We start from the raw sequence: 24526 nt of genomic DNA, 5'->3' as shown, positions 1-24526 counted from the left end.
CACGGTGGCGGTCTCTGCCGACGGCGGCACCGTGGTGTGGACCGCCTCCGGGCAGCTGCCGCACGTCTCCACCGACCAGGGCAGGACCTGGAAGGCGTCCTCCGGTCTGCCGTCCGGCACGGCCGTCGTGGCCGATCGCGCCACGGCGAGCACCTTCTACGCGCTCAGCCGCGGCACCCTGTTCGCCAGCACTGACGGTGGCAAGAGCTTCACCGCACGCGCCACCGGTCTCGCCGACGGACGCATCAAGGCGGCACCCAGCACGGCCGGGGACCTGTGGCTCACGCACGGCGGCGGGCTCCTGCACTCCACTGACGGCGGGGCGAGCTTCACGAAGCTGAACGGCGTGCAGGGCGCCGACGGCGTCGGCTTCGGCAAGGCCGCTCCCGGTGCCCGCTACCAGGCCGTCTACCTCATCGGCACGGTGAACGGCGTCACCGGGATCTTCCGGTCCGTCGACGGTGGCACGGCCTGGACGAGGATCAACGACGACCGCACCCAGTTCGGTGGAACCGTCGGCGGCGTCATCACCGGCGACCCCGAGGTGTACGGCCGCGTCTACGTGGGCTCCAACGGCCGCGGCGTGCTGCTCGGCGACCCGTCGTGACCACCGGGCGGCCACGGCACCGGCCGTGGCGCCCGGCCCGCGGGAGCCACAGCGCCACAGGTAAGTTGCCGCCCCGACGGGGGCACGGCCGGGAGAGGGCAATCGAGAAACATGCTCGTCGACCACAGATCGGCGGAGTTCCACGACTTCTTCGAACGACACCACGCCGAACTGGCCCGGCTCTCCTGGTTGCTGACCGGTGAGGCGGATGCCGCCGACGACCTGGCCGCGGACGCCCTGGTCGCGCTGTGGCAACGCTGGGACCGGCTGCGCGCGGCGGAGCACCCGCTCGCGTACGCCCGTGGCGTGGTCGCGAACATGGCGCGGGAACGCATCCGCGCCGCGACGCGCGAACGCCGACGGATCGCCCTGTTCTGGTCACGTGGCCCGCACCAGGTGCAGGGCCCTGACGTCGCCGCGGTGATGGACGTGCGGGCGGCCCTCGACCGGTTGCCCTTCCGCAAGCGGGCGTGTGTCGTCCTTCGGCACGCCTTCGACCTGTCGGAGAAGGACACCGCACTCGCGCTGGGAATCTCGGTCGGTGCGGTGAAGAGCCAGACCTCGAAGGGGATGGCCGAGTTGGAACGCGTGCTCGGTGCGCGAGCGACCGGCGACGTGGTCGCGGGGAGGGGGATCCGGTGAACGAGCAGATCAACAGGCAGCTGCGGGAGGCGGCCGAGGCACATCGGCCGGACCGCGTCCGGATGCTCGCACGCGTCAACCGCGGCATGGCCGCCACCAGCGGCGGCTCGCCCCGCGTCCGGCATCGCCAGGTCGTGGTCCAAGGTGACGCTCGCCGGCGTGGCGGCGGCCGGGGTCCTGGTCACCGCGGGCATGGCCTTCGCGGGCATCGTCCGCATCGGGCCGCCGGACGAAGACGATCCTTCCCGCCGTCTCGAACTCGGCGAGCCCCACGACGTCCAGCCCCGCGCCGCCCAGCAGTTCGGCTCCTCCGGTCGCGGCAGGGCAGGACCAGTCGGCACCCCACACCGCGAACCCGCCCTCGACCACGGGAAACCGGCTGTCGGACGGGCCGTTGTCGTCGAAGGGATCCGTCGATCCGAACAGCCACACCTTCTGGACTCAGGACAAACTCGTCCTCGACGTGACCCAGCCGCTGACCAAGTTCACGGTGCAGGTGCACATCACTCAGACCGGCGGCGTGCAGAGCTCCGGCCAGTGGCAGACCGGGCCTGGTGACGACTTCACCGTCACCGTGCAGGAGATCGACGGTGAGGTGGTCTACCGCTGGGACCTCAAGCCCGGTCGCACCGTGCCGGCCGCACAGCACATCTTCGCCGTGCAGTACAACCACACTCGCGGCGTTCGCGACGGCAAGGCCGACCGCTACGGAGTGATGGCCACGGCGGCGGGCCGCGACCACGCCGTGTGGGGCGGTTTCACGCCCTAGACGAGCAAAATCGCACATATGCCGGTACGGCGTGGAAACGCGCCTCAGATTGCCACCCCGAGAATTTGCGGTGCACATTTCAGGCCGCTGCGACCTGGTGTGCCCGCACCCCGCACCCGCGCAGCGTGAACCAGACCCTGCCTGCGGCGTTTCGTTGAAGTTCCCTCAGCGGCCGAACAGCGCAGGGCGGCCGAAAAGTGTCAGGCGGCATTTCGTCCGATCATGCCTGAATCAGTGTAGGATCGAGTTGCCGGGAAAATCTCGCAAATGAGCGGTCAAGCTCGTTTCGTGCTCGGCGAAATCCAAACCGGCTGTTTTCTCCAGCCGGGGACGGGAGTCCCGGCATGACGTCGGCCCCCCACCACTCCATCGCCCCACCGGCCGGCACGGCCAACGAGCAGCCTCGGTACTCGCTGCGATTGCGGTTGCGACCGAAGGCGCCCACCACGGGGCATGTCGACGGTGACAGGTGGCCACGTCCCCGGGACCCCGCCACCGAACCGAAGAGCAGGTACACCACATGACCACATCGGTCTACATTTCCTTGTACGAGCGCAGGATCGAGCTGGTGCAAGCAGCGCTGACAGGACATTCGAAGCTCAGCACGAAGGATGCGCGGGATCTCGCCGTGCACGTGCTCCGCTCCCTGGACCACATCCCGGAGCAAGTCCGTTGACCACCCGGCTGCTGCGTATCGGATGTGCCTTCTCCTACCGGGCCGAGGTGCCCACGTCAGCGGTGTTCCAGGTGCGTCCTGCCGAGAACCGCGACCTGCGGGTGACCCACGAACGGCTGGCGTTCGAGCCGGACGTCGCCATGCGGCACTACCTCGACCTGTATGGCAATCCCTGCACGCGCGTCGTGTTGCCCGTCGGTCTGTCCACAATGAACTACAGTGCGCTGGCCGACGTGCTCGACAGCGTCGAGGACGTCAACGAGAACGCACCAGAAACGGCGCCGGCGGACCTTCCGGACGACGTGCTCCTCTACACCCTGCCGAGCCGCTACTGCCTTTCCGACGTTCTCGGCGACGAGGCGTGGTCGAGGTTCGGAATGCACGCACCTGGCTATCGCCGCGTGCGTGAGATCTGCCAGTACGTCCACGACTATCTGGCCTTCAGCTACGGCGGTTCCACTCCGCTGTCCACGGCGGTCGACGTGAACATCTCGGGTGTCGGAGTCTGCCGTGACTTCGCACACCTCGCGATCTCGTTCTGCCGTGCGCTCAACATTCCCGCCAGGTACGCCTTCGGCTACCTGCCGGACCTCGACGTGCCGCCGGACGGTGCGCCGATGGACTTCGCGGCGTGGATGGAAGTCTGGCTGGGCGACCGCTGGTGGACCTTCGACCCGCGCAACAACAGGCCCCGCAAGGGACGCGTCGTCATCGGCCGCGGCAGAGACGCCGCCGACGTCGCCATGGCCACCACCTACGGCGGACCGCTGCTGGAGTCGATGGTTGTCCACGCCGAAGAGGACTTCGCGCCCGCCTGGCGGTGACACGGAAGCGGTCACACCGAAATCAACCAAAAGGACACAAGTGGATCAGCTCAGCCTCGGCGTCATCGCCCAGTCCCGCAAGGAGAACGAGTTCCGGCTTCCCCTCCACCCGCTGCACCTCGGCCGCATCGACGCGGAGCTTCGTGAGCGCATCTACCTCGAGCGGGGCTACGGGGAGCGCTTCGGCGTCTCGGACGAGCACCTCGCGACGTACGTCGGGGGCCTGCGCTCACGCGAAGAGCTCATCGCCGGATGCGATGTCATCCTGCTGCCCAAGCCCGTCGCCGAGGACGTCGCGGAACTGCGGGAGGGACAGGTGCTCTGGGGCTGGCCGCACTGCGTCCAGGACGAGAAGGTCACGCAGCTGGCCATCGAACGGCGGCTGACCCTCATCGCGTTCGAGGCGATGAACCACTGGAACGCCGACGGTTCGTTCGGCCTGCACGTCTTCCACAAGAACAACGAGCTCGCCGGCTACTGCTCGGTGCTGCACGCCCTGCAGCTCATCGGCTCGACCGGCGACTACGGCCGGCGGCTGCGCGCCGTCGTGATCGGCTTCGGCGCGACCGCGCGAGGCGCCGTGACAGCGTTGAACGCACACGGAGTGCACGAGGTCGACATCCTCACCAACCGCGGGGTCGCGGCAGTCAGCTCACCGATCCACTCCGCGCAGATGTTCCACTTCGACCACGACGACGCCGATCCGCGGCGCAGCCACGCGATCACCGGCTCCGGCCGCGTCCCGCTGGCCGGATTTCTCGCGGAGCACGACATCATCGTCAACTGCGTGCTTCAGGACACCGACGCGCCGCTGACGTTCCTCATCAACGACGATCTGTCCACTTTGGATCCGGGAACGCTCATCGTGGACGTCTCGTGCGACGCGGGAATGGGCTTCGAATGGGCGCGGCCCACCACGTTCACGCAACCGGAATTCCTGGTGGGAGATCACGTTCACTACTACGGCGTGGACCACAGCCCGTCTTACCTGTGGAACTCGGCGACCTGGGAGATCAGCGAAGCGCTGCTCCCCCACCTGAGTTCGGTGCTCACCGGCGCCTGGGATTCCAGCGAGATCATCCGGCGTGCCATCGAGATCCGCTCTGGAGTCGTCCAGAACACCCGCATCCTCACGTTCCAACATCGCTCATCGGAGTACCCGCATGACCACGTCTGAGCCGCTAACCACCGAACTGGGCGACCATCCCGACGTCCACGACCCCTGCGTCGCGTGCCCTCACCCGTTGCACGAGCACGACGCTCTCGGAGTGCGGTACTGCACGGCGACCACGGTTTTCGCACTACCCCGAGGCTGTATCTGCCGATGAACTCAGCCAGGTGACCAGGCGCGCGTAGACCTCAGGATGGTGCAGCAAGGCCGGGTGGGTCAGTCCCCCGACGACATCGCGATCGGCGGCCTGCGACCGATCCGTCGCGCTGGCCGTCGACACCAGCAGGTCACCGAGGATCCGCCCGCCGACACTCGTCGGATCAGCGGCAACCGTCGCGGCCAGAAAGCGTTGCCGCGCCTGCGGGGCGGCCGTGCACGGGACACCGCGCGCCATGTCCTTGATGCCCGCGCTGCGCCCGGCAACCAGCCTGGCCAGCGGAGCCGATGCGGAAAACCCGTTGAGCACCAAAGCCGCGACGGCCGCACCTCGCTCCACGGGCGAGCCGAGGTGCGGGCTGCCGAGGCAGATCACGTTCCGCAGCACGTCCAGCCATCGCAGGCGAGCCTCGATCGCCTCGTGCACGGCACGGCGAGCGACCAGCCCGCCCATGGAATAGCCGACGAGTGAAAGATCGCGGACCGGGACCGGCCAGCCGGCCACGACCTCGTCCAGCAGCACGGCGAGCCGCGCGCCGTTGGTCGTGACGCGCTGTCCCGAGTTGTAGCGAACGTAGAGCGGGGTCGCGCCGACATCGTCAGCCAGACGTTGTCCGTAGTCCGGCCCGTCCTGCCACCAGTGCTGCTCGGTGTGGACCAACCCGTGCACGAAGACGACGAGATGACCGGTCGGCGGGCGTTCCTCGGAGACGTGCAGCCGCAGCGGAGTGGCGAGCGCAGGATAGTGGCTGGCGAGCCGGTCGCCGATGGCTCCGTTCAGGACGCCGGTCACCTTGTCCGGCAACACTTGCGCTGAGTTGCGCAACGCCGTCTCTGCCACCACCGAGCCGGCAGCGAGACCCACTCGCACCATGCCGTAGATCGGCGCGGCCATCGCGCTCTGCAGATCGCCGACCGGTCCGAGACCATTACGGGCGATCGCCCGATGCATGTCCTGGACGATCCCGACCACGCCGGTCAACGCGTCGAACGCCAAGCGCGCAGCCGTCCGCAGCTCGTCCGCCATCTCAGGCGACCTCGACCAGGCGGAACACCGTCGGCCTCCTGATGGCAGCGCCGTTGTCGAGCTCGCATCCGGTGGCCAGCCATCGATGTCGCATCACGTGATGGTGCTCTGCTCCGATTACTTCGGCGTAACGGCCATCTCGTGTTGTGCGTTCGGCGTCAGGTCTTGCACGCGGTCGGGTGATCGGCAGCGCCGACCAGCGTGGCCCACTCGGCATCCGTGATCGGCCTGCCCGCGATGCGGCACAACCGATCACGCCACGACGCGACAGACGTGTCGAACACGGCGACCCGGCCGGAGGTGTCACCGGCGGCCAGACGGCCACCGTCCGGCGCGAAACCGAGGGCGGTGACCGTGCCGAGGTTGGCCTGCAGCGTGCCGATCGGTTGCCGGGACGGCAGGTCGTACAGCGTGGCGTCCGGGGCGTTGGCGAGGCCGACCGCGAGCAACCGTCCGTCTGCACTGACGGCGATCGCCTCGATGCTCTTGTCGCTCACCACCAACGGCTCGGACCTGGTGCGTGCCACGGCGTCCCACATCAACACCGTGCCGTCGCCGCGGCCGATCGCGAGGTTCGCCGTACCGGGCTGGAAGGCGACGACCGGGCTGTTCAAGCCGATGATCCCGCGGTCGAGGCCTTCGATGGTGTCGATCTTGCTGGGCCCGGCGAGTTCCCAGACGTCGACGCGGTCCGGAGAGCGGCCGATGGCTGCGAACCTCCCGTCCCAGCTGATCGCGGCTGACGTCACCTCGGCCGAGCCGCCGGCCAGGTCTCGGCTCGACCAGCCGTTGTCTCCGCGGCGCCACAGCAGCGTCTTGCCGTTGGGGTCGCCGGTGACCACGGTGTCGCCCGAGGCCGCGACCACCGCCTCCTGGCCGATGTCGCCGATGCGTTCCTCGGTGCCGTCGTTGATGTGCTGCCGCACCAGCGTGTCGTCGTCCCGCAGGAAGAAGGCCTGGTCGCCGACGAGGGCGGAGCCGATGATCTCGTGTGCGCCGAGACGTGAACCGCCGTTGGTCAAGGACCGTGCCGTGCCGTCGCGCAGGTCGTGCAACCGGGTCGTGCCCGCGCCGTCCGAGCTGAGCAGCCGGGCGCCGCTCACGTCGAAGCCGACCGATGACACGCGGCTGCGGCCGGCACGCAGCCGGGGCGCCTCGACGAACGGTCCGTTGTCCATGTCGTCGTGGATGGTGATGTCGCGCAGGATCAACCGGCCCGTCTGGTCGACGCTGGCGGCGAGTTTGCCCGCCGCGTCGACGGCGAGCGCCGTGACGTAGCCGACGTGCCCCGGCACCGCGGTGACCCGGTACGACGAGCCGAAGTTCTTGGTCACCTCGTACAGGCCGACCCTGCCGCCCTCCTCACCGGTGATGATCTTGCCGCCGTCCCGGCTGAACTGCGCCGTGATCGTGGTCCCGCCCATGCGCGGCAGCTTCACCACGGCACCGGTCGTGAGGTCCATCAGCGCCAAGTGGCCGTCGGCAGACCGGACATCGACCACAACGTGGCGCAGGTCCGGGCTCACCGCGACGCCGTCGGCATAGCCGGAATCCAGCGGCACGGGCTCGCGTGCGGGCTCACCACCGGGCAGCCGGAACGTCGACAACGTGCGGTCCGCGACGACAGCAACCCCGGTCCGATCAGTGCTGAAGACGACGACGGCTGGTCGTGCGGTCACCGTCGGCAGCGTCGCGACACGCGTGTGGTCGCGTCGCCAAATCGTCACCACGTTGTTCTTGTCCACCACCGCCACGAGCTCACCGGACGGGTCGAGAAACGGCACCCCCTCGGCCGGGCGCCACTCCTCTGTCCTGTCGGTGCGGATGTTCCAGGTGGTCACCAACCCGGAATCGGAGGCGATCAACACCTCGTCGTCGGACGGCAGCGCGATCGCGCGGATGCCCGGGACGTCACGTGCCTTCACCTCCCGAAGCGATCGGTCGACCGTCCACACCCGCACCGACTTGTTGGTCGTCGCGGCGACGGTCCGGCCGGACGGGCTGAGCGCGACGGTGTCCAGCTGGACGTCGGGATCCGGGCGGACCGTGCCGATGGTGAGCGGATCTTGTTGCAGAGCAAGCAGAAGCGCCTGCCTGCTGCCGACCGAGTCCTCGAGCAAGGACGACTGCACGGCGGCGAGCATGCCGAGATCGATGTCGCTGCGCAGCAGCTGACGCGCCTGCGCGGCCAGGTAGCGGGCCGTCGACCGGGTCGCCTGTTCTTTTGCCGCACGGGCGTTGGACACCGCGATCAGGCCCGCTGTCACCGCCGCCACGAGCAGCGTGGCGAGTGCAGCGACTGCGCCCCGCGTCAGCCGCAGCGCCCGGCGCTGCACGAGCCGGTCATCGTCGTCCAGCTCGTCAACGGTCTTGCGCCGGATCGGCGCGAGCAACCGCGCGATGCTCCGGCGGAACACGGGATCCGCCAGCGTCATGCGCCCGGCCTCCCGCACGTCCACCACGAGCGGCTCGACCGGGAACGCCTCGGCCAACGCGGGCACCATGGCGTCGGACGCCTCGGGATCGAACCGCCCGGTGTCGCGGTCCCACACCAGCGTGCCGCCGGCCAGCACCACGTACACGGGCCGCCGCGGCTCCTGCGCGAGGAAATACGTGATCTCGTCGCCCACGTAGGTCGAGCGGCTCGCGGCCGGTGAGGCGATGACGATCAGGTGCGCCGACGCGTCGAGCGGCGTCCGCGATCTCCGGCCACAACTCGGGTGTCGCGGCGAGGTCGGTGTCGTCGCGGAAGACCCGCAGCGTTGACCTGCGCCAGCGAGGGGTGCCGAGCCTGCGCATCGCGGCCTGGACCGCCGCGGCCACGTGTTTGTCATTGTGCGAGTACGAAAGGAAAGCGTCGTACACGTCTCCTCCTCGCAGCCGGTGCCGTCGCCGCACTCGGACGTACCGGGACCATCGGGAGCGTGTTCGAGCCGTTAACGCCTGCGGCGCACCGACCACTCGAACGGCTCAATTCTGCGCGAAGGGGCATGGTGTTCCGCGCCCACAGGACGCAGTCTGTGGGCATGACCACCCCAGGGGAGAGATTCGCGAAGGCGCTCGCGGCCAAGGACGAGGCAGGGGTCCGTGCCGTCACGACGCCGGACCTGGACTTCCGTGCGATGACACCGGGCCGGTTCTGGGAGGCGCATTGCCACGACGACCTGCTTGAGGTCCTGTTCGCCAACTGGCTGGAGCCGAGCGATGAGGTGGTGGCGCTCCTGTCCACTTCGACCGGTGAGGTGTCGACGCGCCAGCACGTCACGTACCGCCTGCACCTGCGCAACGCGGACGGCGACTCGTTGATGGAACAACAGATGTACTACGACGTGGTCGGCGACCGGATCAGCTGGGCGCGTGTGATGTGCTCGGGTTTCGTGCGCGTCTAGCTGCCGCCAACGCGCGCTCAGGCGGAGTTGAGGGCGTTGGCGCAGGCGGTGAGGTCTTGGCGTAGTCGCTCGACGCTACTGGCGGGCAGGGCGTGGAGCATTCGGCGTTCGACTTCAGCGATTGCCCCGCTGGCACGGGAGAGCAGGCGGGCGCCTTGGTCGGTCAGCTGGGTGGGCAGTGCTCGTCCCTGGGGTGCGGTGGCCGGGCGGGCGAGCAGACCGCGGTCCTGAAGTCCTTGCAGGACGGTGTGCATGGACTGCCGGGTGACGAAGGCGCCTCTGGCCAGTTCGGCGGCGGACAGGCCCGGGCGTTGTCCGAGCAGTTCGAGGCAGGCGTATTGCGGCACGTTCAGGCCCAGCGGTCGCAGGGCCGCGTCCATTGCGGTCCGCAGGGCAGCGGCGGCCTGCTTGAGGACGTAGCCGACGGAGGAGTCCAGGTCCACTCGCTCTTGCGTCATGTCAGGAGTCTGACATACGGTCTGCATGTCAGGAACCTGACATGCAGACGGGAGAAACCCATGGCCACTGTGACCGGACCGGACTTCATCGCGCTTCAGGTGCGCGACCTGGACGCGGCTGCCGCGTTCTACGAGACGCACCTCGGACTGCGCCGCGCCCCGGCGAGCCCGCCTGGTGCGGTCGTGTTCGCCACCGCCCCCGTGCCCTTCGCGGTGCGCACACCGCCGCCTGGCGTCGACCTGAACGCGGCGGTACCGCGACCGGGAACGGGCGTGGCGTTGTGGCTGCACGCCGACGACGCCCAAGAACTGTACGACCACCTGATCGGGACCGGGGTGCCGATCTTGTCCTCGCCTGCCGACGGCCCGTTCGGGCGCACTTTCACCTTCGCCGATCCCGACGGATACGCCGTCACGATCCACGACCGCACCTGACGCCGGCGGGCTGTTGTCCGCCGACTACGACCGTTCAGACCCTAGAGACCAAGGCGCTGCTGCTCGGCCTGCACCACTCGCTGCTCCACCGACACCGCTGAGTCCAGTGCGCTCGCGTGTGAGTGCTTCGTGTCGCTTTCGCGCGCGTAGTGGTCGAACAGCAGGGTCTTGTGGTCGCGGATCTCCTGCACCCGTGCGTCCACGCTGTCCTTGACCAGCAACCGGTGCACGTGGACCTTGCGGACCTGGCCCATCCGGTGACAACGGCGATCGCTGATCCTCCGTGCTCGGCTTCCACTGCGGCTCGGCGATGATCACCACGGACGCGGCCTGGATGTTGAGACCCACGCCGCCCGCCTCGATCTGGGCCACCAGCACCGCGTGGTCCTCGCACGCCGTGAACGCGTCCACCAGTTGTTGACGGCCCTGCGCCGACGTCGCGCCGGTCAGGGGACCGAAGACTTCGACGTGGTCCGCGACCGCGTCCAGCACGTCGTGGAAGTACGAGAACACCACGACCTTCCAGCCGTTGTCCCTCGACTCCTCGATGATCTCCAGCAGCCGCTCCAGCTTCGCCGAGCCGCGAGGCGTACCCGGCGCGTAGGCGGCGCGGCGCATCGCCATCAGGTTCCCCTCGCGCACCGCGTCGAGGTACGCACGTCGGTCCTGCTTGCCGAACTCGACCCAGTCCTCCATCTCCAGCAGCTCCGGCAACTCCCCCAGCACGTCCTCCTGGTTGCGCCGCAGGTACACCGGTGCAACAACGCGGCGGAAAGCCTTCGCTCCCACCACGGCGTCGGTGGCGCCCGTGCGGGCCGCGACGCTCGGCTGGAGATAGGCGACCAGGTTGCGGAACTCCTCGACGCGGTTCTCCATCGGCGTGCCGGTGAGGAGCACTGCCCGCTCCGCGCGCTGCACGATGGTGTTGACCGCCTGTGAGCGCTGCGTGTCCGGGTTCTTCACGTAGTGCGCCTCGTCGACCACGACCAGCGCCGGGCGGAACCTCTTCGGCAGCACCAGTTTCGGCAACGTGCCGAACGTCGTCACGCCGACGCCGCCCTGCGCCAACCACTTGCCGACCGCGCCGTCGCGGCCCGCGCCGTGCATCCGGTGCGGCACGAGGTCGCTGTGCCTGGCGATCTCGTTGACCCAGTTGACGACGACGCTCGCCGGGCAGACCACCAGGAACCCACGCCGCCCACCGGCGGCGAGGCTGGCCATCACCGCGATGGCCTCGATCGTCTTGCCCAGTCCCATCTCGTCGCCGATGATGACGCGTTTGCGGGCCAGCGCGAACTTGGCTCCGAACACCTGGTAGCCGCGCAGCGACACCTTCAGCAGGCTGGTGTCCAGTGTGGTCGCGTCGACCTCGTGCTCGATGTCGGCCGGGACGAAACCCTTGGCGGCACTGCGATCCGGCATCGCGTCCGCACCAGCGAGGTCGGCGAGGAGCGTGTTGTAGGCGGCCGCGTCGAGCTCGTAGTCGCGCCACAACGCGCGGTGATCCAGGTCCGGCACGCGCAGCTGCGTGCCCACCGCGCGCAACGCCGCCACGTCGCGACTGGCCAGCAGGGCCTCGAGCCGGCCGAGCGAATCGATGGCGGCCTGTCGGTTCTTCCGCAACGAGAAGAACATCCGCAGCCGGCTCCAGGCACGGGATGCGGCGCGCACGTCGGCGTCGACCCTGCCCAGCACGTCTCCGAGCGGCTCGCGCAGCGGACCGACGAGCTGGTTCGCCCTGCGCAGCTTGGACATCAGCTGCAGCAGCTCGGTCTGGGCGCGGTCAGCGCGGTCGGGGTTCAGCCGGACAGTCGTGTCGCGCGCGACGCCGTCGACGACGGCGCGGGCGACCCGCACGATCTGCTCGGCGGACTGCCTGCCGACTCCGGGCACGCCGTCGAGCTGTTCCGGGCGCGCCTTGGCAACGTCGGCGACGGTCCGGTACCCGGCGGCCTTCAGCTTGCTCAGCCGCAGGTTCGCCTTCGTGTCCCGGAGCTTGTCCACCGGCATGGCGCGGAGCTGGTCGGCCACCAGCGAGTCCCGGACCGCCTGGTACTTCGCGGCGGCGAGCGCGAGCAGCCGATCCGGTTCCGCGCGCACCCCTGCTGCCTCGGCGCGGAACGCCTTCGCGGCGGCCAGCACCGCGCGAGCATGCCTACCGACCTTCGACGAGTCGTCCACCCGTGTCCTTTCGTAAGGCGGCCCGAGAGTACCGAACCAGCACCGCCGACCCGAAGAACCCGAGCAGCATGCCGAGATCGTTCTGCGCCAACTGCTTCGAGGTCAGCGGACGACAGCTCGTCCGCGAAGCTGGAGAACCGGTGCTCCTTGCCGTCCCGGTTCCTGGAGGCACACCACTTCAGCGACTTCCAGAGGCGGAGCCGCCCAGACCGGAGAGGGTGGTGTGGACGCCCTTGCGGTCGGTGTCCAGTTTCGCCAGGACTCGGGCCACGTGCTTTTCGACCGTGCGGGGTGACAGGAACAGGGTCTGGGCGATGTCGGAGTTGGTGGCACCGCGGCCGAGCAGCTCGGCGACCTCCAGTTCACGCGGTGACAGCTCGCTGCCGTACCCCCGGCGTCCGCGCCGGCCCGGTTCCTCGATCCCCAGCGAGCGCAGGGCCTGCTGGCAGCGCGCGGCATCAGCAGTCGCACCGAGTTCGGTGTAGACGCGTACGGACTCGGTGAGGTGCGTGGCCGCGTCCTCGGGGTGGGAGCATGCCAGGGCGTTTCCGCGGTGCTCGGCGGCTTTGGCCGCGTGGTAGGGCCTGCCGATGTCCAGCCACCGCTGGTGGGCCGCGGCGAAGTGCTCGGCGGCGGTGGCAGGTTCGGTGTCCCGCAGGAGCAGTCCCTTGGCGAGAGCGAACTCGGCCGTGGCGGCCGGAACGTCCCGGTCGCGCACGCCGGCTTCGGCTTCGGCTTCGGCCACGAGCCGCTCAGCTTCCTCGCGGCGTCCGGCGGCCAGAGCGGCCTCGACCGCGACCGGGAGCAGATCCAACTCCCGTTCCCAGGTACCGAGCCCGCGCAGCAACGACACCACGGGTTCGGCTGCCGCCCAGGCCGCCTGCGGGTCGTCCTGGGCGAGCCTGACCGCGATGACGCCGATGGTGCTCTCCGTGTCCGGGCCCGCGCCGCCGACGTGCGTCGCGGCGGCGGTGAAGTGGGTGAGAGCCTGGGAGTACCGGCCTTGGGCAAGGGCAAGGCGGCCCCGCCACAGCGCGAGGCCGATGTCGGCCAGCGTGACGTCCGGGTAGGCGCGCGTCAGGTCGGTGAACCCGGTCTCCAGGCCGTCCCAGCGCCCGGCCAGCCAGTCGAGGTACAGCAGCCTGATGCGGCTCAGACACTCGTATCGCTGGTCACCCGTGCGCTGGGCGAGGTCCAGGTTCTCCAGTGACATGGCACGGGCCCTCCCGTCGTTGCCGAGTTGGGCGGCCGCCACGCTGAGGTTGTCCAGCGCACGACAGGTTTGTGCCAGGACCGCGGCGTCCGCGCTCTTGCGCGGCAGCTGGTCCGTCAGCGGCCAGACGGCGGGATCGCCTTCCTTCGCCATCAGGGTGAGCCGGGTGACCCTGACCGCGGCCCTGATGGCCTCGTCGGTGCTCTCTCGGACGGCCGCCTCAGCCCGGTGCAGCCACCCCCACGCACGCTCGGGGGCACTGTCGTGGTCGCCATTGGCCAGGGCGATCATCGCCCGCGCCGCCTTGTCCGGGACGGTGGCCAGCTCGTCGGCAGCGCGTTCGAGCTCGCGGAAGCCGGCCCGGTCGGCGGCGACGTTGACCGTGATCAGGCCGAGCCCCAGGCGGACCTCGCCGCGGGTCGCTTCCGGCAGCAGCGGATCGGCCAGCACGTCCCTCAGCAGACGCGCGTTCGTGGCGTAGTCGGCGCCGTAGTCGGCGATCCTGGCGAGCGCGAGCGCGGCCCGCGAACGCTGCTCGGCGCCGACGTCGGACTGCTTCAGGATCTGGTGCAGGAGCGTGGCGGCGGTGCCGGTGTCACCGAGCGCCACGGCCTGGTCGGCCGCCTGTTCGACCCGCACGAGCCAGCCCTCGCGGTCACCCGTCGCGAGCGTGTGGTGCGCGATCTGCACCAGGGGCGCCGGGATGCGGGTCTGGAGCACCTCGATGGCCCGCCGGTGCAGGCGTGTGCGGCGCGGCCCCTGGATGTGCCGATAGGCGACCTGCTGCGCCAGCACGTGACGGAAGGCGTACCGGCCAACACCGGTCTCCCGCAGCACCGCCGCGTCCAGGGCGTCGACCAGGCCCTGCGCACCCTGATCGAGGTCCAGTCCGGCGATCTCGGCGAGCAGCTCCTCACCTGCCGGCACGGCGAGCACGGCCGCCGCGTCGACCACCGCAGCCCCCGCCGGGGACAGCGCGACCAGCCGTTCGGTGACCGCCGCACGCAGACCCTCCGGCACGTCGGCGTGTTCCAGTTCGCCAGGGTCCTGGCGTTCCCGGTCGCGGAACGTCAGCAGGTCTTCCTCCGCGACCAGCGGCAACCCCTCGCTGCGGCGGTGCAGCACCGCGCACAGCTCGGGCGTGGCACCGCCGCCGAGTGCGGCAACGGCCAGTTCGGCGACCTCGCTCTCGCTCAGCGGAGCCAACCGGATCACGGTGGGGCGATGGGCGTCACCGAGCACGGAGGACCGGTCCTCGGCACGGCAGGTGAGCACCAGCGCGAGCTGCTCGGGCAGGTCGCGTGCGAGCAGCAGGAGCAGCTCGCGGGTGGCGTCGTCGACCCAGTGCAGGTCCTCGACGACCACGACCGTCCTGCCGGTCGAGGCGAGCACTCCGCGCACGGCCTGGATCAGCTGGTGGCGTGCCGCGCCCGGATTGTCCGGTGTGGACGGCGGCAAGAGGTCAGCCAGGTCCGGCAGCAGCGGGGCCAGTGCGCCCGCCGTGGGCGGCAGATCGGCGTCCGGCAGCCACGGGCCGACCTTGCCGAGCGCGTCGATCACCGGCCCGTACGGCAGGGGTTCGCGCAACGGGTGGCAGAAGCCGGTCACCACCCGCCACCCGTCCGACTTCAGGATCGTGGTGGCCTCCCGCACCAGGCGGGACTTGCCCATGCCGGCATCGCCTTCGACCACGACCACAGCCGGTGCGTGCCGGACCGCGTCGACCAGCAGTTCCAGTTCGTGACGGCGGCCAACGAACGCGAAACCCCGGCCAAATCCGGCATTCCGGTCCACCGCGTCACCCTCCCCGAACACCCATCTTTTGCGCACACTACCCACTCAAACCCGTTCCCCATTGTTTCGGTCAGCGCTTGACCCGCATCGTCTGGATCGTTCGAGAACACGACGACGCCGTCACGCTCACCCACACTGTGCGAACGGAGCGGAAACACCATGATCCACTCGCCATTTCGCGGCCAGGAGGCCGGGCGCGGCGGCCCTGATCCTCGGGGAATCCGGCCTCGGGCGGACCACCCTCGCCAGGGAGGCGATGATCCGCTCCCGCGGACTGGGCGCGGTGGCGTGGAGCAACGTCGGCACCACCGCGAAGGGTGCGCAGGGCGTGGCCATGTCACTTCTCGCCGAGATTGGCGAGACTCGGCCGGAGGGGGCCGCCGCAACCACGTCGGTGTATGAATCGCCTCCTACGGGCGGCCTGAACTCATCATTCGCCTTCGTTTCACCCCAACGCCGGCCGTTGTCGCTGTGATGTCAACCCGTGCATCGGCGTACGTGGCCGACGCCCATCATGGCCGGCGACCGGACCATCCGGTATTGGGAAACAACCCGTGAACCTGAGCCGCCCGCTGGACTTCAGCAGAGTCGTGCGCTCCTGAGTGCCGAAAACAAATTGAAGTCCGCTGATCGGGAGCGCTTCTCTCTCGCCGGATCACATTACCCGGCGTGCCACTCGCGGCCGTCCAACCGGACGTGCCCGCACCACTGAAACCGAAAGGGAAGACAGTGCAAACAAAAAACGTGGTCGAGGCGGTTCGTTCCCGCCTTGGGGCCGCACTGGGCCGGGGCCGGACTGCCCCGACCGAAGCCGGCACCGTCGCGTCCAAGCCGCGCCCACGCAGGCTGATCGTCCTCGCCCTGGCCGCCACCCTGGCAGCCCTGCCGATCTCGGCCGCCGTCCAGACCGTCGGCGCACCCAAGGCCCAGGCTGCCGTCGACGACCGATACTCCTGGGTCTACCCCGGCACGGCCGCGATGGTGGCCTTCAACTTCTGGCAGAACCGTTGGCCCGCCACCGGCCCCCAAAACGCTCAGTTCCGCCCGAGTAACGGGCAGGTCATCAACGGGGGCGGGACGTACAACGACCGCGACAGTCAACTGCGCAACTGGATCGGGCATGTGACCGGCAACTGGGCGCCGTTGCATTTCCGGGAGTACGACGCCGCGATCAGGCCCGCGGGCTCAAACCGGGGTGCTGGGCGATATGTCTACAACGTGGAATACGGCGTCATCTTCCACTCGGCCGACCACTACGCCAACTTCGCCCCGCTCAACTTCGGAAGCCTGCCCATCCCCTGGTTCAACCAAACCGTGTACTGCTACGAGCACCCCGCTGGACAGGTGAACAACAGGCGGATCGTCCTCCACAACCCTCGCTCGAACCCTGTTGAGTTCACTGTCGCCGGGCTTCCAGGCTCCGGAATGTCCGTTCAATACCACCGGACGTGGCAATGGTGGCACTCCGACCATCACACGTACTACGTGGATGACCGTGCACACAATTACGATGACGGCCGCAGCTTCAATGCATTCAACGCCTTCAGAATGCACAACCGCGCCGATCTGATCTGCCGGGAATTTACCCCTTTTTGGAACGGACACTTCTAACACCCGCAAGAACCCGCAACGCGACCACCACCAGGCCCGGCACGGCCGACCGGATCGGGGCCCCAGGGGAGCACATCGTTCCCTGCCCCTCCCCGCTGCCCCGCGCCTGCCTGTCCGCCCCGTTCGCAAGGATGACCCGCCACACACACGTCCGCCGGAAACCCCACGGAAGCGCTCAGCCTCTATCGCGAGGCGCTGACCTTGGAGGACGGACCAGAAGTCCTCGTCGAGAGCGCGCACACGTACGCGGGCATCGGCGACGCCCATGCCGCACTCGGCGAACACGACCAAGCCGCTGAACACTGGCAGCGGGCACTGACGATCTACCGCCGGCTCGGCATGCCTCAGGTTGACGCTGTGGCAACGAAACTGTCGAATCGGCTCTGATCCCATTTCGCGGATCTCCGGGCCCTGCTCCAGTTCAGTGCACCACCATCCACAACGGACACACAAACAAGATCGCCCGCCGAACCTGTTTGCGCAGGTCAGCGGGCGATTCGTATGCCGTGTTCAATTGCGGAGCTGAGGGGACTCGAACCCCTGACCCTCACACTGCCAGTTTGGTCCACAAAGGACCTCTACCAGCACAAAACACTAGAACGCCAACAACTCCAACGCAACTAGCCGCCGTTCAGCGCCGTTGAGTGCCGTTCGATGACGTTGCGCTCCTGGTGCCGCTCCAGTTCCGCTCCAGCACGATCAGTGTGAGACTCGCGGTCAGCGTCACACCGAGCCGTCAGCAGGTTGAGCGGGTCACGACGGCGCGATGAGCCGAAACCGGCCTCCGCGCAGGCGAACGAGTTCCAGGCGAGGTGGCGCACCCTTGGGCCAGGGCGCGAGTCCAAGCGTCATCAGCCACCGACCAACGGCAGCACTGCGCAACTCGGTGCGCGCTGACTGGGCATGATCGCTGGTGTAACAGCCGACCCGCCGCTCCGATCCTGTGTCAAGACGCCGGACATGGGCGAGGCGTTCGCGAGATGCACTGTCGATTCCCTCAGAGCGTCCGGCATCGACAGCCACGCTCGCTTCACTCTCTGCCGCGGAGCGACACCCGATAGATCAGGACGCCTGGACCGCACTCCGCGATCAGATCCTCGTCGCCGATATCGCCCTCGGCACGCACCTCGCCACCCCACCTCACCACATGGACAGCAGCCCGATCCCGACCACCTCCAAGGTGCGGTACTGACCGAATCGTGCGTGGAGTGCAACATCAATCAGGCGTCGCGGCGTCGCTGACCGTCGATGTCCGATGATCGGCGAGCGGTGAGCTCGAAGCGGTCGTAGGGTCGGTAGGCTGCGCAGGCCCGGCCACCAGGCGGTCGGGGTGCAGCGGGATCGGAGGCTCACCATGTTTGTGCAGCTGGTGCAGGGCAAGGTGTCCGACGCCGAGCGAATGCACGCCCAGTTGGACAAGTGGATGCAGGACCTGGCCCCGGGGGCGACGGGGTGGCTGGGTTCGACCTGTGGCGTGACCGAGGACGGCACCTGCGTGTGCTTTGTCCGATTCGACACGCCTGAGCACGCCCAGGAGAACAGCAACCGGGCGGAGCAGGGTGCCTGGTGGGCGGAGACGTCCAGGTTGTTCCCGCAAGGCGCGGAGTTCCTCGACAGCGAGCGGGTCACCGAGGACACGCCGGGCGACCCGGCGAAGGCCCAGTTCGTGCAGGTCATCGAAGGGCGCGCGACCGACGCGGCCAGGGGTCTGGAGCTGACCATGGAGAACTCGGACAAGTGGGCCGAGTACCGGCCGGACATCCTCGGCAGCGTCGGCGCCAACTTCACCGATGGCCGGTACGCCATGGAGATGTTCTTCACCAACGAGGCCGACGCGCGCAAGGGTGAGCAGAAGGAGCCGCCTCCGGAGCTCAAGGCCCAGATGGACGAGATGCAGGCGCTGGCGGCGGAACCCCCGAAGTTCTTCGACCTCAAGAAACCCTGGATGTATTCACCCCGCTGAAACCGCCTGGGGTGAGGCACAATCGCACGCCTCACCCCAGAGTCCTCTGGTTGTGGCGCAGCCGGTCCTGGTCGACGCTGTCGATTCCGATACCGGCGTTGATCTCCTCGAACGGGTCATCGCGGTTCTTGCCGATCGCAGCGAGCAACGTGCACGACGAGTTGCCCAACGGGTCGTCGCAGACGAACTGGTCCCAGGGACGGTCACGCCACGGAACCCTCATCGACAAGTGCTGGATGCCGGCCACACCGAGGTTCTACCAACAGGCACCGACTCTTCGCCGTCCCCGGCCACCGCACGTAGTCCACCGGCACGTCACACCGACCCTATCGATCTTCTCGATCAACCAAGGCAAGCGATGTCCGCTCATGCCCACATCGATCGGCGGCGACCCGCGCCAGTGTGCGGTGGCAGACCTTGCCGGTGCGGCCCACCGGCAGCTCAGGCAGGGTGAGCAGGAACTCGGGCCGTTTGGGCTTGGCCAGTCCCTGAGCGGACAGGAACGCGGTGAGGCCGGAAAGCTCGAGGTTCTGTCCATTGCGGACGGTCACGATCGCGCAGAGCCGTTCGCCCAGCTCGGTGTCCGGCACCGGCACGCAGGCGACCTCGCCGACCGCCGGGTGTCTGCCGATCGCCAGTTCCACCTCGGCGGGGCTGATCGTGTAGCCGCCGCGGATCACCACGCGTTTTCCCCTGCCGGTGACGTGCAGCCGGCCCGCACCGTCGAAGTGGCCGCGGTCGCCGGTGCGCACCCAGCCACCGTCGTGCCGATGGCGGGCATCCAGTTCGGGCGCGCCGACGTAGCACAGCGGCGTCATCGGGCCGCGTGCGCAGATCTCGCCGTCGACGATCCGGATGTCGCACACCGCGGGGTCCGGCACGCCCACGCCGTTCTCAGGTGTCGTCGTGTGGCAGTTCACACCGTCTGACGAGCCGTAGACAGTGATCACGTCGACGCCGAATCGTGCGCGACACGCGGCGAGTGTCACGGGGGGCAGCACGTCGCCGCTCGACACCAGCGCGGCGAGACCGGAGACATCGAGGCCGGCGGGGTGATCGGCCAGCCGCCGCCACATCGCCGGCACCGCGAACACGTGCGTCGGGTGATGTTCGGTGATCAGCCGCAACGCGGTGTCCGGCGCGAACTTCCGGGTGAGGATCAGCGTGCCGCCCAGACAGCACAGCGTGATCGGCACGCCGAACGAGCCGAACGACGAGGTGAGCGAAACGAGCACGAGGTCGCGAGGCACGGGCAAGGAACCGTGCACGGCCCGCAGGTAGTTGGCCCGCCCACCGGCGAACGCGTTGTGCGAATAGGCGACCATCTTCGGTTTCGCCTCCGAGCCGGACGACAGCAGGATCTTCGCCGGCGCCTCCGGGTGGGGTCTTGCGCGGTTTGGAGTGCCAGAGCGTTCGTTTCCACTCACCACCCCACCGGCGATCAGCGCGCTCGCGCCGGCGCGGGAGAGCAAGGCGTTGGCGCCCACGGGCAGCGGCAGTACCACCCCACCCACGGCGAGCACCGCCAGCTCGGCGACGACGGCGGCACGGCCATCGGGTTCCTGGACACCGATGATGTCTGTGGCGCCGTACGGCAGCCTGGTGGCAAGCGCTTGGACGAGCAGATCCAGCTCGGCGTAGGACAGCTCACCCTCGTCGTCGATCAGCGCCGTGCGGTTCGGATGTTCCCGAACCCGGTCGCGGAACAGCGAGTGCAGGTCGCGGTCCGGGCAGTGCCCGCGGGCGACCCAGTCGCGGCGCAGCTCGGCGGGGACCAGGTCCCGCAGAACCATCCCGGTAGCGGACACCCACGTCATGACGTGAACTCCCATGGCGAGGAGACCAGGACGCAGTCGTCCTGGATGAGGGCACGGGCGAAGCGGGGGTCCGCGGCGAGTGCGGTCAGGTCATCGCACACCGGCACGGTCAACGGCTCGGCGCATCGGCGTCTCTGCCAGGAGTTCAGTCTGCCGGCCGCGGACAAGAGCGACGAGTCGACCCGCGTGGCACCGCGGGTCAGCGCGGTCACGATGCCGTGTGCGCACACGACTCCGCCGAACACGTCGACGATCGTCATCAGCGATGGCGGAACCCCGCTGTATGCCTGCACGACGAAGTCCGTCCCCAGCGGCGGGTTCGCACCGAGCTCGGCGCCCCAGCCCGACGCGTGTGCGTACACGATCCCCGGTCGCACCCGCGCGAGATCGGCAGGCCGCAACGACCACTGCTCCGCCTTGCCCGGCGCCCAGTTGTGCAGGAACACGTCCGCGCTCGTCGCGAGGTCGAGCGCCTCCTGCCTCCCGCCAGGCGTGCTCAGGTCGATTTCGACCACGTCCTTGCCCCAGTTGAGCGCGCGGAACCGGGCCGAGGTGTCACCAGCCATCGGCGGCACCCAACGCGACGGGTCACCGCCCGGCGGCTCGATCCGCAGCACGGTCGCGCCGAGCAGCCGCAACAGGTGCCCGGCCAGCGGCCCCTGCACCCGGCGGCACGACTCGAGCACCACCAGCCCGGACAACGGAAGCAGCTCGGCCGGACATCCACGCCGTTGATCGCCACTCGCGCCGCTCAGCACGAACGCGGGCCCGTGGCAGACCGGCTGGTCCGACACCCGCACCAGCGTCATACCGGTGCGATGGGCTACCTCGGTGATCCACGCCATCGGGTGTGCGGCGAGTACTTCGGGCAACGAGGGCAGCGGACAGGTCGCGGTCGCGAACCGGTGCAGGAACGGCCGCCACCCTTGTGACACGGCTTGGTCGTCCGCACCGAACGTGGCCCAGAACCGTTGCCACACCGATGGATCGAGGGCCTCGATCTCGAACGCGACCCCTTCGGCCGAGTGAAACGGCGGCCCGCCAGGGGAATGCGGTTCAGCCGGATCGTCCGCTGTCGCCGCCGCGAGGTACTGCGCGACGGCGAGCAGGGCGGCCTGCGCCAGCGAGGTGGACACCGCGTGCAACGGGATTCCCCGCGCCTGGGCGAATGTCAGCGCGTGGGCGCCCAGCTCCGCCAGTTCCGCCGCGACGATCGAGGCGTAGTCGAGGCCGAGTGGCGTCGGCCGTCCGAACCGGCGACCGTGCACGTGCATGATCCCGCACGCGGCCTGCACGTCCTGTTCTCCCGCCAGCGGTAGGTCGACCGGGCCTGCCACGGACACCGCGTCGAGCGAGAGCGTCACGCGGGCCTCCTTCCGTGCACCGAGTAGACGACGCAGGACGACGCGCGGAACCGCGGGTCCGCCATCACCGCGCGCACTCCGGCGAGCTGCTCGTCGGTCATGCCCGCCGTGATCAGCTTGTCCCGCAGGTGATGTGTGTGATGCACCAGCAGCCGCACACCCGGCGATCCCGCGCGCCACGGGAACAGCGCGGGCACCGGGTCCACATCGACGAGCCCCGCAGCACCATCGACGTGGCGGCCCGCCTGCCCCACGTGCCGTCTCCGCCCGCAGCGCGAAACATCCGTTCTTTGACAGCGAGGAAGCTCTCGTAGAGCTCGGCCGCCCGTTCGTCCGGCGCGAGCAGCACCGGGCCGTAGGAGATGTCGAACTCGTCGATCTGCAGCCACCCGCCTGGCTTCAACGCGCGCACCAGCTTGCGCAGCACGGCCTCGCGTTCCGGGATGTGCTGCAACACCAGCCGCGCATGGATGAGGTCGAACTCGTTGTCCGGCAACGGGTCGTGCACCACGTCGTGCCGAAGGACCGTGAGCCCGTGCGCCGCTGTGATGTGCTCTGGTTTGATGTCGGTGGCGACCACCGAGCCCGCGTGGGCAGCGAGCCAGTGTGCGACGCTGCTGCCGCCCGCGCCGACCTCGAGACAGCGCCAGCCCGGACCGACACCGGTCTCGGCCAGCCTTGCCAGTGTGATCGGGTCGTATGCCTCACTGAGACACCGATGCTGTTCGGTCGCGTGCACGCTGTGGTTGTCGAAGACGTAGGTCGTGGTCACGTCCACCTCCCCGATCCGTTCGTGTCGGCGGCGCCCACCAGCCGCGCCAGCAGTTCGAGTCGTCGCACTTTGCCGGTTCCGGTCCGCGGCACGTCGTCCCAGCGCAGCACCACGGGCTCGGCCATCGGCGGCAGGCCGGCGACCGCGAGCCGCCATTCGGTCAGGTCCAGCTCGGTATCGGTCACCACCACGGGAATCGGGTGCCCCCCGGATGCGGCGAGCAGGACGCACTCCGCCACGCCGGGCAGCCGGTCCTCGAGGGTGTCCTCCACGGCGAGGCAGCTGATTCCGGCCACCGTGTCCACCTCGCGGTCCAGCAGCGTCACCGCGCCGGTGCGGCTCAGGATGCCGAGGTCGCCGGTGTTCCACCAGGGCCCATCCGCCTTGGTGTCCCAACGATCCTGCTCGCCGACGTAGCCCGCGCACCGGGCGCGGGTGCGGGCGAACAGGAGTCCCGCGGTGCCGCGCGGCACCGGAGCCAACGTTTGTGGATCGACTACGCGCAGCCTTGCCATTCCCGGTATCGGTCTGCCGAGATCGCGGGTCGTGTTCGCGGTGCGCCGGGTGAGGAACCGGAACGAGAGCGGCCCGGTCTCGGTCTGTCCCCAGCCTTGCATCCACAGTGGACGTCTGTGGTGCGACGCGCGCAGCATCGTTCTGATCACCGGCGGGTGCATCGCGTCGTAGGTGCTGACGAACCGGCGGACGGCGTGGAACGGGTTGTCCGGACCGGCGGCGAGCGGCCGCCAGCGCACGTAGGCCGCAGGCAGTGCCTCCAGCACCGTCGGCGGGTGCGCACCGAACATCCGTGCCGCCGAGGACGCGTCGCTCAGCAGCACGATCTCGCGCGGCGCGAGACACAGCGCTGACGCAGTCCAGCAGAACGTGCGGCCGTGCGCGTACGAACTGGCGTTGCCCATCACGTCATCACGCCGGGTGCCGATGACCGGCCAGCGCACCGACTCCGGTCGCGCGAGCGTGTCGATGATCGTCCGGGTGGTGTGCACGACCAGCTTGGGCACCCCGGTGGTGCCGGAGGTGTGGTTGATGATCAACGGAGCGTCGTCGTGCCTGCGGTGAGGCGCAGGCGGCCTGGCCGCGGCGAACTCGTCGATCCGCAGCACCCGCCGGGTACTCACCGCCCTGTCGGTGACCACGAGCGCCGGATCGAGGCGTTTCACCAGGGTTTCCAGCGTGTCGTCGGGCAGGTGGCCGGACAGCAACGCGGGCACCGCGCCGAGCCGCACCGCCGCGCACGCCAGCAGGTCGTAGTCCCAGTGGTTGCGCTTGACGACGGCGACCCGGTCACCGGGCCGCACCCCTGCTTCGGACAACCACCCCGCGGCGTCGAGCACCAGATCGGCGAGCTGCGCGATGGTGAACGTGTCGCCCCTGCCGGGCGCGATGTCGAACGGCCGGTCCAGGCGCACGGTCGTCGCCGCGCCGGCGCACTGTTCGAACAACGTCCCCATGTCGTGTGGCTTCACACCCGCTCCTTCTTCCGGGCCAGGCGATTCGCTGCGCGCAGGCCGGACCGCACCGCCGCCTCGCTGCACGGGCTCAGGTACACCCAGTCACCCGCGTAGTCGACGACCCCGCCCAGCCCCGCCTCGAACGAGGACCGCAACGCGAGCGCCCGCGGCGTCGCCTCGGGCAG

Annotated in this window: 23 protein-coding genes; 12 read left to right on the top strand and 11 right to left on the bottom strand. The window is 69.2% G+C overall.

Annotation, left to right across the window (positions count from 1 at the left end; translation table 11 throughout):
- A partial coding sequence (locus FXN61_RS30055) for a WD40/YVTN/BNR-like repeat-containing protein (protein ID WP_376770770.1) occupies positions 1-607 on the top strand: 607 nt, incomplete at its 5' end.
- 111 nt (positions 608-718) lie between these two features.
- Positions 719-1249, top strand: coding sequence for a SigE family RNA polymerase sigma factor (locus FXN61_RS30050; RefSeq protein WP_167977371.1), 531 nt, complete (start codon positions 719-721; stop codon positions 1247-1249).
- A 75-nt stretch (positions 1250-1324) separates the two neighbouring features.
- On the opposite strand, the gene FXN61_RS52950 is transcribed toward FXN61_RS30050, so the two are convergent.
- Positions 1325-1681, bottom strand: coding sequence for a hypothetical protein (locus FXN61_RS52950; protein WP_246292186.1), 357 nt, complete (start codon positions 1679-1681; stop codon positions 1325-1327).
- Positions 1682-1712: 31 nt separating this feature from the next.
- Between FXN61_RS52950 and FXN61_RS52945 the strand changes: the two genes are divergently transcribed.
- The 5 genes from FXN61_RS52945 to FXN61_RS56560 all read left to right on the top strand — a co-directional run bounded on the left by FXN61_RS52945 (position 1713) and on the right by FXN61_RS56560 (position 4846).
- Positions 1713-2018, top strand: coding sequence for a hypothetical protein (locus FXN61_RS52945; protein WP_246292185.1), 306 nt, complete (start codon positions 1713-1715; stop codon positions 2016-2018).
- A 520-nt stretch (positions 2019-2538) separates the two neighbouring features.
- Positions 2539-2694 carry a DUF6307 family protein gene (locus tag FXN61_RS30040; protein WP_167977370.1) on the top strand — a complete coding sequence of 52 codons (156 nt, stop codon included), beginning with the start codon at positions 2539-2541 and terminating at the stop codon, positions 2692-2694.
- Complete coding sequence (locus FXN61_RS30035; RefSeq protein ID WP_167977369.1) at positions 2691-3518, top strand: transglutaminase-like domain-containing protein; 828 nt, start codon at positions 2691-2693, stop codon at positions 3516-3518. The genes FXN61_RS30040 and FXN61_RS30035 overlap by 4 nt, the downstream gene beginning before the upstream one ends.
- A 40-nt stretch (positions 3519-3558) precedes the next feature.
- Positions 3559-4695 carry a N(5)-(carboxyethyl)ornithine synthase gene (locus tag FXN61_RS30030; RefSeq protein ID WP_167977368.1) on the top strand — a complete coding sequence of 379 codons (1137 nt, stop codon included), beginning with the start codon at positions 3559-3561 and terminating at the stop codon, positions 4693-4695.
- Complete coding sequence (locus FXN61_RS56560) at positions 4682-4846, top strand: RGCVC family protein (RefSeq protein WP_223165657.1); 165 nt, start codon at positions 4682-4684, stop codon at positions 4844-4846. Before FXN61_RS30030 ends, FXN61_RS56560 begins: the two co-directional genes overlap by 14 nt.
- Here the strand turns inward: FXN61_RS56560 and FXN61_RS30025 are convergent.
- Together FXN61_RS30025 and FXN61_RS30020 are read right to left on the bottom strand one after the other, a co-directional pair.
- The gene (locus tag FXN61_RS30025; RefSeq protein ID WP_167977367.1) at positions 4820-5872 is read right to left on the bottom strand and encodes an esterase/lipase family protein; all 1053 of its coding nucleotides are present in this window, start codon (positions 5870-5872) and stop codon (positions 4820-4822) included. The two genes, FXN61_RS56560 and FXN61_RS30025, sit on opposite strands and share 27 nt — an antisense overlap.
- Before the next feature lie 158 nt (positions 5873-6030).
- Positions 6031-8502: a WD40 repeat domain-containing protein gene (locus FXN61_RS30020; RefSeq protein WP_167977366.1), complete on the bottom strand. Its 2472-nt coding sequence runs from the start codon at positions 8500-8502 to the stop codon at positions 6031-6033.
- Between the two features lie 396 nt (positions 8503-8898).
- Between FXN61_RS30020 and FXN61_RS30015 the strand changes: the two genes are divergently transcribed.
- Positions 8899-9261 carry a hypothetical protein gene (locus tag FXN61_RS30015; RefSeq protein WP_223165656.1) on the top strand — a complete coding sequence of 121 codons (363 nt, stop codon included), beginning with the start codon at positions 8899-8901 and terminating at the stop codon, positions 9259-9261.
- Positions 9262-9278: 17 nt separating this feature from the next.
- Here the strand turns inward: FXN61_RS30015 and FXN61_RS30010 are convergent, their stop codons facing one another.
- Positions 9279-9719, bottom strand: coding sequence for a MarR family winged helix-turn-helix transcriptional regulator (locus FXN61_RS30010; RefSeq protein WP_167977365.1), 441 nt, complete (start codon positions 9717-9719; stop codon positions 9279-9281).
- Between the two features lie 60 nt (positions 9720-9779).
- Between FXN61_RS30010 and FXN61_RS30005 the strand changes: the two genes are divergently transcribed.
- Positions 9780-10154, top strand: coding sequence for a VOC family protein (locus FXN61_RS30005; protein WP_167977364.1), 375 nt, complete (start codon positions 9780-9782; stop codon positions 10152-10154).
- A gap of 24 nt (positions 10155-10178) precedes the next feature.
- Here FXN61_RS30005 and FXN61_RS55770 read toward each other — a convergent pair whose 3' ends face one another.
- Positions 10179-12335: a DEAD/DEAH box helicase gene (locus tag FXN61_RS55770; protein ID WP_167977363.1), complete on the bottom strand. Its 2157-nt coding sequence runs from the start codon at positions 12333-12335 to the stop codon at positions 10179-10181.
- Between the two features lie 178 nt (positions 12336-12513).
- The gene (locus FXN61_RS55765; protein WP_312878090.1) at positions 12514-15342 is read right to left on the bottom strand and encodes an ATP-binding protein; all 2829 of its coding nucleotides are present in this window, start codon (positions 15340-15342) and stop codon (positions 12514-12516) included.
- A gap of 669 nt (positions 15343-16011) precedes the next feature.
- Between FXN61_RS55765 and FXN61_RS29990 the strand changes: the two genes are divergently transcribed.
- The 3 genes from FXN61_RS29990 to FXN61_RS29980 all read left to right on the top strand — a co-directional run bounded on the left by FXN61_RS29990 (position 16012) and on the right by FXN61_RS29980 (position 18916).
- Positions 16012-16953 carry a hypothetical protein gene (locus FXN61_RS29990; RefSeq protein WP_167977362.1) on the top strand — a complete coding sequence of 314 codons (942 nt, stop codon included), beginning with the start codon at positions 16012-16014 and terminating at the stop codon, positions 16951-16953.
- A 201-nt stretch (positions 16954-17154) separates the two neighbouring features.
- Complete coding sequence (locus FXN61_RS29985; RefSeq protein WP_167977361.1) at positions 17155-17340, top strand: tetratricopeptide repeat protein; 186 nt, start codon at positions 17155-17157, stop codon at positions 17338-17340.
- Between the two features lie 967 nt (positions 17341-18307).
- Complete coding sequence (locus FXN61_RS29980) at positions 18308-18916, top strand: hypothetical protein (RefSeq protein ID WP_167977360.1); 609 nt, start codon at positions 18308-18310, stop codon at positions 18914-18916.
- A 31-nt stretch (positions 18917-18947) separates the two neighbouring features.
- On the opposite strand, the gene FXN61_RS29975 is transcribed toward FXN61_RS29980, so the two are convergent.
- The 5 genes from FXN61_RS29975 to FXN61_RS52935 all read right to left on the bottom strand — a co-directional run bounded on the left by FXN61_RS29975 (position 18948) and on the right by FXN61_RS52935 (position 24341).
- Positions 18948-19139, bottom strand: a complete 192-nt coding sequence (locus tag FXN61_RS29975; protein ID WP_167977359.1) for a hypothetical protein — start codon at positions 19137-19139, stop codon at positions 18948-18950.
- Positions 19140-19242: 103 nt separating this feature from the next.
- Positions 19243-20748 carry a class I adenylate-forming enzyme family protein gene (locus FXN61_RS29970; protein ID WP_446684952.1) on the bottom strand — a complete coding sequence of 502 codons (1506 nt, stop codon included), beginning with the start codon at positions 20746-20748 and terminating at the stop codon, positions 19243-19245.
- Positions 20730-22097 (bottom strand): CoA transferase, encoded by a 1368-nt coding sequence (locus tag FXN61_RS29965; protein ID WP_167977358.1) that lies wholly within the window; start codon positions 22095-22097, stop codon positions 20730-20732. Before FXN61_RS29965 ends, FXN61_RS29970 begins: the two co-directional genes overlap by 19 nt.
- A 112-nt stretch (positions 22098-22209) precedes the next feature.
- Positions 22210-22869, bottom strand: coding sequence for a class I SAM-dependent methyltransferase (locus tag FXN61_RS29960; RefSeq protein ID WP_312878089.1), 660 nt, complete (start codon positions 22867-22869; stop codon positions 22210-22212).
- A complete protein-coding gene (locus FXN61_RS52935; protein WP_246292187.1) occupies positions 22866-24341 on the bottom strand; it encodes a class I adenylate-forming enzyme family protein in 1476 nt (491 codons plus the stop codon). The genes FXN61_RS29960 and FXN61_RS52935 overlap by 4 nt, the downstream gene beginning before the upstream one ends.
- Positions 24342-24526: the final 185 nt, after the last annotated feature.

It is taken from the genome of Lentzea indica (assembly GCF_012184385.1).
In the GTDB taxonomy this organism is placed as follows: Bacteria; Actinomycetota; Actinomycetes; order Mycobacteriales; family Pseudonocardiaceae; genus Lentzea; species Lentzea indica.
Note: the sequence above shows the minus strand (reverse complement) of the source record. Positions and strands in the feature narration are given on the sequence as shown.

Excerpts from the sequence above, each read along its gene's own strand:
- FXN61_RS30005 (WP_167977364.1), top strand. The coding sequence starts at position 9,780 with ATGGCCACTGTGACCGGACCGGACTTCATCGCGCTTCAGGTGCGCGAC.
- FXN61_RS30050 (WP_167977371.1), top strand. The coding sequence starts at position 719 with ATGCTCGTCGACCACAGATCGGCGGAGTTCCACGACTTCTTCGAACGA.
- FXN61_RS29970 (WP_446684952.1), bottom strand. The coding sequence starts at position 20,748 with ATGGGAGTTCACGTCATGACGTGGGTGTCCGCTACCGGGATGGTTCTG.
- FXN61_RS30015 (WP_223165656.1), top strand. The coding sequence starts at position 8,899 with ATGACCACCCCAGGGGAGAGATTCGCGAAGGCGCTCGCGGCCAAGGAC.
- FXN61_RS56560 (WP_223165657.1), top strand. The coding sequence starts at position 4,682 with ATGACCACGTCTGAGCCGCTAACCACCGAACTGGGCGACCATCCCGAC.
- FXN61_RS29980 (WP_167977360.1), top strand. The coding sequence starts at position 18,308 with ATGTTTGTGCAGCTGGTGCAGGGCAAGGTGTCCGACGCCGAGCGAATG.
- FXN61_RS30010 (WP_167977365.1), bottom strand. The coding sequence starts at position 9,719 with ATGACGCAAGAGCGAGTGGACCTGGACTCCTCCGTCGGCTACGTCCTC.
- FXN61_RS29975 (WP_167977359.1), bottom strand. The coding sequence starts at position 19,139 with ATGAGGGTTCCGTGGCGTGACCGTCCCTGGGACCAGTTCGTCTGCGAC.
- FXN61_RS30025 (WP_167977367.1), bottom strand. The coding sequence starts at position 5,872 with ATGGCGGACGAGCTGCGGACGGCTGCGCGCTTGGCGTTCGACGCGTTG.
- FXN61_RS30040 (WP_167977370.1), top strand. The coding sequence starts at position 2,539 with ATGACCACATCGGTCTACATTTCCTTGTACGAGCGCAGGATCGAGCTG.
- FXN61_RS52935 (WP_246292187.1), bottom strand. The coding sequence starts at position 24,341 with ATGGGGACGTTGTTCGAACAGTGCGCCGGCGCGGCGACGACCGTGCGC.